Raw genomic sequence first — 10,465 nt, forward strand, 5'->3', positions numbered from 1 at the left:
ACGTGGATCCCGGTTAACCCTTTTTTCAGGCATTAAACAGGGCTCCTCGAAGGAGCCCCTGGGCCGTAGCCCGCCGTCCGGGAAGGACGTGCGTGGTTAATTCATTGCAAATTCAGATTGTCGTGTCGGAATAAATGCCCTGTGTCAGCCGACGGCGTGAAGTTCGTTGAGTCTGTGGATTCCCGCAGTGCCGGTCATACCGTCCCAGTTGTCGCCGCGTCCTTCTCGCCAGCCGTTGATCCAGGCTTGACGTACCGACGGTAGAGTAAATGGGCAAAGCTCACGGGATTTGCCACCAACGCCATATTGATATCCGCGCAAAAATGCTCTTTCCAACGGATCACGCTTAAGTCTTCTCATAGGGTGTTTCCCTCACTTGTTGACTGTAGTGTCGCGTTGACCTCAATTGAGGTCTGGCAGAAAAAACCTGCCATCGTGCGGCTCGCTGCCGGCGTGGCGAGCCAAGGTGTTGACGCCGTTGCGACGTCAACCTGTGCTCAGTTCTAACCAATGAGTCACACAGAGGGAATGATCGTTTTGTCATAAGCACGTAACGTAAAGGATGCTATGGCGATAAGTAACCGCGTATTTATTCAACGTTCATTGCGCAAACCCCGGTATGATCGGCGCCCCGCTGACTCAGGGGGTTAATCCTTTAGTGAGAATGACCCACGTTTGCGCTTGGGTAATATTCGACGAAGGGTCGCTTTCAGTCTTTTTGTTGCACCAACTTTTTTATCTGTCCCGGCATCTAAGCTCTTTTAACCCGAGCAGCGGGGATGGAACGGCACACCTTCGTGCCACGCGGGCGCTCTTTCAGAAAAGCGCCTGATTGAAAACCGGGTCGGCAATGCGTTGCCGGCCCACTAGCCAAAGGCTCTGGAATTACCATGTCCGATCGTTTCGAACTCTTCCTCACTTGCCCCAAAGGCCTTGAAGGCCTGCTCATCGAGGAAGCCGTCGGGCTTGGCCTTGAAGAAGCGCGCGAGCACACCTCCGCCGTGCGTGGCATGGCGACCATGGAAACCGCCTATCGCCTGTGCCTCTGGTCGCGTCTGGCCAACCGTGTGTTGCTGGTGCTCAAGCGTTTCCCGATGAAGGATGCCGAAGACCTCTACCACGGCGTGCTCGACATCGACTGGCAGGATCACATGCTCAGCGACGGCACCCTGGCCGTCGAGTTCAGCGGCCACGGCTCGGGCATCGACAACACCCACTTCGGCGCGCTGAAAGTCAAAGACGCCATCGTCGACAAACTGCGCACGCCGCAAGGCGATCGTCCATCCATCGACAAACTCAACCCGGACCTGCGCATTCACCTGCGTCTGGATCGCGGCGAAGCGATTCTGTCCCTCGACCTGTCCGGCCACAGCCTGCACCAGCGCGGCTATCGCTTGCAGCAGGGCGCGGCGCCGCTGAAGGAAAACCTCGCGGCGGCAATCCTCATCCGTTCCGGCTGGCCGCGCATTGCCGCCGAAGGTGGCGCACTGGCTGACCCGATGTGCGGTGTCGGTACGTTCCTCGTCGAAGCCGGGATGATCGCCGCCGACATGGCGCCGAACCTGCGCCGCGAGCAGTGGGGCTTTACCGCGTGGCTCGGTCACGTGCCGGCACTGTGGAAAAAACTCCATGAAGAAGCCGTCGAGCGTGCCGCCGCCGGTCTGGCCAAACCGCCGCTGTGGATTCGTGGTTATGAAGCCGATCCACGATTGATTCAGCCAGGCCGCAACAACGTTGAACGCGCCGGCCTCAGCGAGTGGATCAAGATCTACCAGGGCGAAGTGGCGACCTTCGAGCCGCGCCCGGACCAGAACCAGAAAGGCCTGGTGATCTGCAACCCGCCGTACGGCGAGCGTCTCGGTGACGAAGCCAGCCTGCTGTATCTCTACCAGAACCTCGGCGAGCGTCTGCGTCAGGCCTGCCTGAACTGGGAAGCGGCGGTGTTCACCGGCGCCCCGGATCTGGGCAAGCGCATGGGCATTCGCAGCCATAAGCAGTATTCGTTCTGGAACGGCGCGCTGCCGTGCAAACTGCTGCTGATCAAGGTTCTGCCCGATCAGTTCGTCACTGGCGAACGTCGCACTCCGGAACAGCGTCAGGCCGAGCGCGAGCAAGCGGCTTACGATCAGACCCCGGACGAGCCGCAAGAGCGCAAGTTCAACAAGAACGGCAACCCGATCAAGCCGACGCCAGCCCCGGCGCCAGTGATCGAGCAGCCGCGCTTGAGTGAAGGCGGGCAGATGTTTGCCAATCGCTTGCAGAAAAATCTCAAGGCGATGGGCAAGTGGGTCAAGCGCGAAGGCATCGATTGCTACCGCGTTTACGATGCCGACATGCCGGAATACGCGATGGCCATCGACCTGTACCACGACTGGGTGCACGTTCAGGAATACGCCGCGCCGAAATCCATCGACCCGGAAAAAGCCTCGGCGCGCATGTTCGATGCGCTGGCGGCCATTCCGCAGGCGTTGAACGTCGACAAGAACCGCGTGGTGGTCAAGCGCCGCGAGCGGCAGAGCGGCACCAAGCAGTACGAGCGTCAGGCGGCGCAGGGAAAGTTCGTCGAGGTCAATGAAGGTGGCGTGAAGTTGCTGGTCAACCTCACCGACTACCTCGACACCGGCCTGTTCCTCGATCACCGGCCGATGCGCATGCGTATCCAGAAAGAAGCGGCCGGCAAACGCTTCCTCAATCTGTTCTGCTACACCGCGACCGCCAGCGTGCACGCGGCCAAGGGCGGCGCGCGCAGCACCACCAGCGTCGATCTGTCGAAAACCTATCTGGACTGGGCGCGGCGCAACCTGTCGCTGAACGGCTTCTCGGACAAGAACCGTCTGGAGCAGGGCGATGTGATGGCGTGGCTGGAAAGCAGCCGCGACGAGTACGACCTGATCTTCATCGACCCGCCGACGTTCTCCAACTCCAAGCGCATGGAAGGCATCTTCGATGTGCAGCGCGATCAGGTGCAGTTGATCGACTTGGCGATGGCGCGGCTGGCACCGGGTGGCGTGCTGTATTTCTCCAACAACTTCCGCAAGTTCCAGTTGGAGGAAAACCTCGCCGAGCGTTATGCGGTCGAGGAAATCAGTGCGCAGACCATTGATCCGGATTTCGCCCGCAATACCAAGATCCACCGCGCCTGGAAAATCACGGCTCGTTGACGCTTTCACTGGTTGGATCCACAGAGCGTTGATTTTTAACGGCTCGGTGGATCCAGCGGTGCTAGCTAAATTAGTGGCTAATAGCTATAACTCACACACCGCCAATGGGGTTTTCCCGCAAATCTGGCGGAGTGAGTCGTGCTTATGCCGTTGCACCCCGTGCGCCCGAAAATCCTCGGTTTCATCAGTGAAGACGTCTCAGCCTGGCTGGTCGCTTTGCTGGTGTTGCTTGCCGGCGGGATTCTCACCGGGCTGCTCGCATGGGGCACTTTCAATCAGTTTCAGCAACAATCGCGTCAGCGTTTCCAACTGCTGGCCAATGAACGCTACAGCCGCATCGCCGAACGTTTTCAGGACCAGGAGCAACGTCTCGATAGTCTGCGGCGGTTCTTCGCCAACTCCGAATCGGTGTCCCGCGCTGAATTCGATGGTTACTCTCGACCGTTATTGCTGCGCACCCAAGCCTACACTTACGCGCCGCGAGTCAGTGGTGCCGAACGGGCCGCCTTTGAACAGCAGGTACGTGATGAAGGCCTGAGCGAATTCACCATTCGCGAACTGGACGCCAAAGGCGAATTGCAACTGGCGCCGCCGCGCGACGAATACGTGCCGGTGCTCTACACGCAAACCCAGAGCCGACTGGCGCCACCGCTGGGCTACGACTTGCTCGCCCAACCCTTGCGCCGCGAAACCCTGCAACGCGCCGACCAGCTCGGCAGCATGGCGGTGTCGCAACCGATGCATCTGGTCGGGATTGAGCCGTCGTATGCGCGTGGTGTGCTGCTGCTGGCGCCGGTCAGTCGCGCTGGAGAGTCGCAGCCGTTCGGCTATGTGATGGCGGTGATCAGCATGCGCCAGTTGCTCGCCGACGGATTGCCCGATGCCCTGCACGATTATCTGTCGGTGCGCATTCTCGACCTGTCGACCCAGGATCAGCACGAAGCGCTGTTCGAATCGAGCAACGAGGCGGTGCCCGGCGATTTGGCAGCGACGCGCTTGCTGCGCATGGCCGATCACGACTATCAGGTCGATATCCTGCCGAGCGAAGCGTTCATGCAAGCCAACCATTCGTCGGTGGGCAGCGTGATCATTCTGGGCGGCTTGCTCAGCGCACTGCTCAGCGCCTTGCTTTACGTGCTGGTCAGCCAGCGCCAGCGCGCGGTGCGCCTGGTCGAGGTGCGCACCCAGGAATTGCACGAGCGCGAGCAGGAACTGCGCGGCACCCACGGTCAGTTGCGCGGCGTGCTGAATGCCGCCACTCAGGTCGCGATCATTGCCACCGACCTGCGCGGGGTGATCAACACTTTCAATCCCGGCGCCGAGCAAATGCTCGGCTACAGCAGCGCCGAAGTGGTCGGGCGCATGACCTTGGAGAACCTGCATTTGCCACGGGAACTGGCGGCGCGTTCGGCCGAGTTGAGTGCGCGCTACGGCAAAAGTATTCCGACTTGCCACGCGATGCTGGTCGAGGGCGGCGAAGTCGGCGGCCATGAAGCGCGCGAGTGGACGCTGGTGCGCAGCGATGGCAGTCACCTGCCGGTGAACATGCTCGCCACCCCGGTGCTTGACGAGCAAGGCCTGTGGGTCGGTCATCTGGCGATCTGCATCGACATCACCGAACGCAAACGCGTGCACGAGGTGCTGGCAGCACGCGACACGTTGCTGAAGAAGCTCAGCGCCCATGTTCCCGGTGGCATCTACCAATTCAAGATGGAATTCGACGGACGCTTCAGCGTGATCTACGCCAGCGATGGCATCCGCGAAATCTACGAGCTGGAGCCGGATGTGCTGCTGCTCGACTCCGAGGCGATCTTCAGTCGTATCCACCCGCAGGATGCGATTCGCGTGCGCAGCTCGATCCGCGAATCGGCGGAAAACCTCAGCCCCTGGCGCGAGGAGTACCGCGTGCAACTGCCCGAGCGCGGTCTGCGCTGGGTCCGCGGCGAGGCGACACCGGAAGAGCTGCCGGGCGGCGGAGTGCTGTGGCACGGTTATATCTCGGATATCTCCGATCTCAAGCGCGTGGAAGAAGAATTGCGCGCGTTGTCGATCACCGACTCGCTGACCGGCATTCACAACCGCCGCTATTTCCAGGAACGCCTGACCACCGAAATGGCCCGGGTCGAGCGTGGCGGCGGTGAGTTGTCGGTGATCATGCTCGACATCGACCACTTCAAACGCATCAACGATCAGTTCGGCCACGCCGTCGGCGACCGCGTGCTGCAGGCAGTCTGCGAGCGGATCGGCCATCGCCTGCGCCGCACCGACGTGTTCTGCCGTTTGGGCGGTGAAGAGTTCATGGTGCTGTGCCCGGACATCGACGGCGAACACGCCTACATGCTGGCGATGGAGTTGTGGGAAGGTTTGCGTAGCGCGCCGGTAGACGTGGTCGGCTTGGTCACCGCCAGTTTCGGCATCGCCAGCTGGCGCCCGGGGGAGGGCGCAGATGCGCTGTTGCTGCGCGCTGACTCAGGGGTCTACGCGGCGAAGCAGAATGGCCGGGATCGGGTTGAGCGGGAGATGAGCTGAGCCGCTGATGCTCGATACACCACAAACCTGTGGGAGCTGGCTTGCCAGCGATAGGGTTATTCCAGTCAGCATATTCGGTGACTGACAGTCCGCTATCGCTGGCAAGCCAGCTCCCACAGGGTTTTGTGGTGTGGCTTGGATTGGGTTACAGCACCGAAGCGGTCTGCGGCAGTTTCGGCTGTTTGTACAGATCCAGCAGCACCTGATCGAGCACCGACGAGGCGCCGAACGGGGCCTTGTCGTTGAGGATCGCTACCACCGCCCAGGTATTGCCATTCACATCACGGCTGAAACCGGCAATCGCGCGCACGGTGTTCAGGGTACCGGTCTTGACGTGGGCTTCGCCGCGCATCGCCGTGGTTTTCAGACGTTTGCGCATGGTGCCGTCGGTGCCGGCAATCGGCAGCGAGCTGATGTACTCGGCGGCGTACGGGCTATGCCAGGCGGCCTGCAGCATGTTGGCCATCTCACGCGCGCTGACCCGCTCGGCCCGCGACAGACCGGAGCCGTTCTCCATCACCAGATGCGGCGCGGTGATGCCTTTCTTCGCCAGCCACTGCCGCACCACGCGTTGCGCAGCCCGGGCGTCGTCACCATCGGCATCGTTGCGGAAACGCTGGCCAAGACTGAGGAACAGCTGCTGGGCCATGGTGTTGTTACTGTATTTGTTGATGTCGCGGATGATCTCGGCCAGATCCGGCGAGTACGCGCGGGCGAGCAGTTTGGCGCCGCTCGGCGTCGGTGCCAGACGATCCTTGCCCTGGATGCTGCCACCCAGCTCCTTCCAGATCGCCCGCACGGCGCCGGCGGTGTAGGTCGCGTGGTCGAGCAACGACAGGTAGGTCTGCGAACTGCAGCCTTCGCCCAACTGGCCGCCGACGGTTACGGTCACGCTGCCATCGGCCTGCGGCACCGGGTTATAGCGCACGCCGCCGGTGCATTGCTTGGACGGCAGCGCCTTGACGGTGTTTTCGATACGAATGCTGGCAATCGGCGGCTCAACCGAAATCAGTACGCGGCCACCGTCATTGCGCGCAACAAAGCGCAGGGCCTTGAGGTTGACCAGCAGGGAATCGGGTTTGACCAGGAACGGCTTGTTGTCGTCGTTGCCGTCATCGTTGAATTCCGGCAATTGCGGCTGCACGAAGAAGTTGCGGTCGAGGATCAGATCGCCGGTGATCTGGGTCACGCCGTTGGCGCGCAGGTCGCGCATCAGCAGCCAGAGTTTTTCCATGTTCAGCTTCGGGTCACCGCCACCCTTGAGGTAAAGGTTGCCGTTGAGAATGCCGCCGCTCAGGGTGCCATCGGTGTAGAACTCGGTTTTCCACTGATGGTTGGGGCCGAGCATTTCCAGCGCCGCGTAAGTGGTGACCAGTTTCATCGTCGAGGCCGGATTGACCGAGACGTCGGCATTGAACACGGTCGGCGTGCCCGGACCGTCGAGCGGCACCATCACCAGCGACAGCGCAGTGGGCTGCAACTTGCTGGCCTTGAGGGCTTTTTCGACGTTCGGGGTGAGGGAAGTGTTGATAGTGGCAGCGGAGACAGGCAGGGCCAGAGGCAAAAGAAGGCCGGCGAGAAACAGTGGACGCAACGATTTGATCATATGCAATAAAACCCTGCAAAAGAGGGGGAAAAAGACGAGGACATGGATGAAAAGGCCCTCAGTGGTCATGAAAGTGTCGGCATTATGCCCCAAGCTGTAACAGCTTGTGCCGTGTCGCGACCGGCCAATCGCTTATTTTTTTACAGGCGGTCGGCCGCAGCGACCAGAGAGTCGGGCAATCGCCGGCTTAAACTGGTAAAGTGCCGGCCGTTATTACTTAAGAGGATTGTTCCAATGGCGACTAACCGTTCCCAGCGTCTGCGCAAAAAACTGTGCGTTGATGAATTTCAAGAGCTGGGTTTCGAACTGAACCTGGACTTCAAAGAAGACTTGTCCGAAGAAGCCATTGACGCTTTCCTCGAAGCATTCATCAAAGAAGCCATGGAAGCCAACGGTCTGGGTTATGTTGGCGGCGACGACTTCGGTCTGGTGTGCCTGCAGAAGCGTGGCTCGGTCAACGAAGAGCAGCGCGCTGCCGTTGAAGCCTGGCTGAAAAACCGCTCCGAGCTGACCAAGTACGAAGTCAGCCCGCTGCTGGACGTGTGGTATCCGGAAAAGCCGATCAACGCGGCTAAGTGATACTGAAAAAAACGGCGACCTGAGGGTCGCCGTTTTTTTTTCGCCTGGTGTTTAGGTGATACGGCTTGGATTTGATGGTGGACTCGCCCCTCACCCCAGCCCTCTCCCGAGGGAGAGGGAGCCGATCTGTGGGCTTTTCGGGATGTGAGTTCGACTTGGTATCCCTCGTCGGCGTATATCTTCCGAGCACCTAGGTCAGTCCCCTCTCCCTTTGGGAGAGGGTTAGGGTGAGGGGCTTTTTACTTAAGCTCTGCGCCAATTCAAAATCACCAGCGTCAAGACCCCCGCCACAATCCCCCAAAACGCCGAACCAATGGAAAACAGTGTCAGCCCCGACGCCGTGACCATAAAGGTGATCAACGCCGCTTCCCGTTCCTTCACCTCGCTCATGGCAATGCTCAAGCCATTGATGATCGAGCCGAACAGCGCCAGCGCGGCAATCGACAGCACCAGTTCTTTCGGCAACGCCGCAAACAATGCCGCCAACGTCGCGCCGAAGACCCCGGCAATCCCGTAGAACACCCCGCACCACACCGCTGCGGTGTAGCGCTTGTTGCGATCTTCATGGGCATGCGGGCCGGTGCAGATCGCCGCGCTGATCGCCGCGAGGTTGATGCCGTGGGAGCCGAACGGCGCCAACAGCAGCGAGGCAATGCCGGTGGTGGTGATCAGTGGCGAGGCCGGGACGTTATAGCCATCGGCGCGGAGCACGGCGATGCCGGGCATGTTCTGCGAGGTCATCGCCACCACGAACAGCGGAATGCCGATGCTGATGGTTGCGGCCAGAGAGAAGTGCGGCGTGGTCCAGACCGGGGTGGCGACCTCCAGGTGAAAGCCGCTGAAATCCAGCAGCCCCATGAAGCCCGACAGCGCAGTGCCGATCAGCAGCGCCGCGAGCACCGCATAGCGTGGTGACAGGCGCTTGACCAGCAGATAAGTGAAGAACATTCCCAGCACCAGCCCGGTACGGTGTTGCGCGGCGACGAAGATTTCGCTGCCGATCTTGAACAGAATCCCTGCCAGCAGAGCCGCCGCCAGAGAGGCCGGGATCTTTTTTACCAGCCGTTCGAAGCTGCCGGTCAGGCCGCAGATCGTTACCAGTACCGCGCACGTGATGTAGGCGCCGATCGCCTCGCCGTAACTGACGCCGCCCAGGCTGGTGATCAGCAACGCCGCGCCGGGGGTCGACCAGGCGATGGTGATCGGTGTGCGATAGCGCAGCGACAGGCCGATCGAACACACAGCCATGCCGATCGAAATCGCCCAGATCCACGAGGAAATCTGCCCGCTGGTCAGCCCGGCCGCTTGCCCGGCCTGGAACATCAGCACCAGCGAACTGGTGTAACCGGTCATCATCGCGATGAAACCGGCGACGATGGCGGAAGGCGAAGTGTCGGCCAGAGGGCGCAGGCGGGCGTGGGTGGCGTCGGTCATGACGGCGGTGTTCCTTATACCAATGGAGATGTCCGCCACAACACATCCCCTGTAGGAGCTGCCGAAGGCTGCGATCTTTTGACGTTGATTTTAAGAAGCAAGATCAAGAGATCGCAGCCTTCGGCAGCTCCTACATAAGGGGATTGTGCGTAGAAGGCGGATTCTGCGATCAAGCCTAAACTCAAACGTAACCCAGCGTTGCAATACAGCCGCAGGCGCAAACAGCCGTACAGTCGTGTTGCCACCATTCATTGTGTACAATCGCGCTGTTTTTTACGCGATACTTGCCAGCGACCTACTGTGCCGTATTACAGTCACGGTCTATTCGCCGCAGTTTTCCCGACTCGAGTGCCCATGAACGAACAGTTGCAACCCCTCAAGAAACAACCGCGAGCAGGCAAAGCCGGCCGCAGCGGAACCCAGGACGATATTGTCTACGCGCATATCTTCGAGGCCATCCTCGAACAGCGCCTGGCGCCCGGTACCAAGTTGAGCGAAGAAGCGCTGGGGGAAATCTTCGGGGTCAGCCGCACCATCATTCGTCGCGCGCTGTCGCGTCTGGCCCATGAAGGCGTGGTGCTGTTGCGGCCGAACCGTGGCGCCGTGGTCGCCAGCCCGAGCGTTGAAGAGGCGCGTCAGGTGTTTCTCGCTCGGCGTCTGGTCGAGCGGGCGATCACTGAACTGGCGGTGCAACATGCCACGGCCGAGCAGATCGCCGAACTGCGGCAGATGGTCAACGACGAGCGCGACAGCTTCTCCCGTGGCGATCGCGGTGCCGGTATTCGTCTGTCGGGCGAATTCCACCTGAAACTGGCGGAAGCGGCAATGAACGCACCGTTGATCAGCTTCCAGCGCAGCCTGGTGTCGCAGACTTCATTGATCATCGCCCAGTACGAAAGCGGCAACCGCTCGCATTGTTCGTACGACGAACACACCCAGTTGATCGACGCCATCGAAAAGCGCGACGGTGAACTGGCGGTGAACCTGATGATGCATCACATGGATCACATCGACAGCAAGCTCAACCTCGACGAGGAAGGCGCGTCGGATGATCTGCATGCGGTGTTCTCGCATTTGTTGCAGACCAAGAAGCCGGGGCGTCCAGCGGCCAAGCTCTGATCTGAAACCGAGTCGCCCCAATCGCTGGTAAGCCAGC

7 protein-coding genes are annotated in these 10,465 nt (G+C 60.5%); 4 read left to right on the forward strand and 3 right to left on the reverse strand.

Annotation, left to right across the window (positions count from 1 at the left end; genetic code table 11):
* Positions 1-144: 144 nt before the first annotated feature.
* Positions 145-360 (reverse strand): ribosome modulation factor, encoded by a 216-nt coding sequence (gene rmf / locus F8N49_RS20400; RefSeq protein WP_003223300.1) that lies wholly within the window; start codon positions 358-360, stop codon positions 145-147.
* A 530-nt stretch (positions 361-890) separates the two neighbouring features.
* On the opposite strand from rmf, the gene rlmKL reads away from it, so the two are divergent.
* Both rlmKL and F8N49_RS20410 read left to right on the forward strand, forming a co-directional pair.
* Positions 891-3,161: a bifunctional 23S rRNA (guanine(2069)-N(7))-methyltransferase RlmK/23S rRNA (guanine(2445)-N(2))-methyltransferase RlmL gene (gene rlmKL, locus F8N49_RS20405; protein WP_024012311.1), complete on the forward strand. Its 2,271-nt coding sequence runs from the start codon at positions 891-893 to the stop codon at positions 3,159-3,161.
* Positions 3,162-3,305: 144 nt separating this feature from the next.
* Positions 3,306-5,690 carry a diguanylate cyclase gene (locus tag F8N49_RS20410; protein ID WP_024012312.1) on the forward strand — a complete coding sequence of 795 codons (2,385 nt, stop codon included), beginning with the start codon at positions 3,306-3,308 and terminating at the stop codon, positions 5,688-5,690.
* Positions 5,691-5,835: 145 nt separating this feature from the next.
* On the opposite strand, the gene dacB is transcribed toward F8N49_RS20410, so the two are convergent.
* Complete coding sequence (gene dacB, locus F8N49_RS20415; RefSeq protein ID WP_076566917.1) at positions 5,836-7,296, reverse strand: D-alanyl-D-alanine carboxypeptidase/D-alanyl-D-alanine-endopeptidase; 1,461 nt, start codon at positions 7,294-7,296, stop codon at positions 5,836-5,838.
* A gap of 234 nt (positions 7,297-7,530) precedes the next feature.
* On the opposite strand from dacB, the gene F8N49_RS20420 reads away from it, so the two are divergent.
* Complete coding sequence (locus tag F8N49_RS20420; protein WP_016773843.1) at positions 7,531-7,875, forward strand: YggL family protein; 345 nt, start codon at positions 7,531-7,533, stop codon at positions 7,873-7,875.
* Positions 7,876-8,118: 243 nt separating this feature from the next.
* Here the strand turns inward: F8N49_RS20420 and F8N49_RS20425 are convergent, their stop codons facing one another.
* Entirely contained in the window at positions 8,119-9,309 is a 1,191-nt protein-coding gene (locus F8N49_RS20425) for a benzoate/H(+) symporter BenE family transporter (protein ID WP_073473984.1), read from the reverse strand.
* Between the two features lie 354 nt (positions 9,310-9,663).
* Here F8N49_RS20425 and F8N49_RS20430 point away from each other — a divergent pair, with 354 nt between their 5' ends.
* A complete protein-coding gene (locus tag F8N49_RS20430) occupies positions 9,664-10,428 on the forward strand; it encodes a GntR family transcriptional regulator (protein WP_007918375.1) in 765 nt (254 codons plus the stop codon).
* Positions 10,429-10,465 lie beyond the last annotated feature (37 nt).

The organism is Pseudomonas sp. GXM4 (genome assembly GCF_008923895.1).
Classification (GTDB): Bacteria; Pseudomonadota; Gammaproteobacteria; order Pseudomonadales; family Pseudomonadaceae; genus Aquipseudomonas; species Aquipseudomonas atacamensis.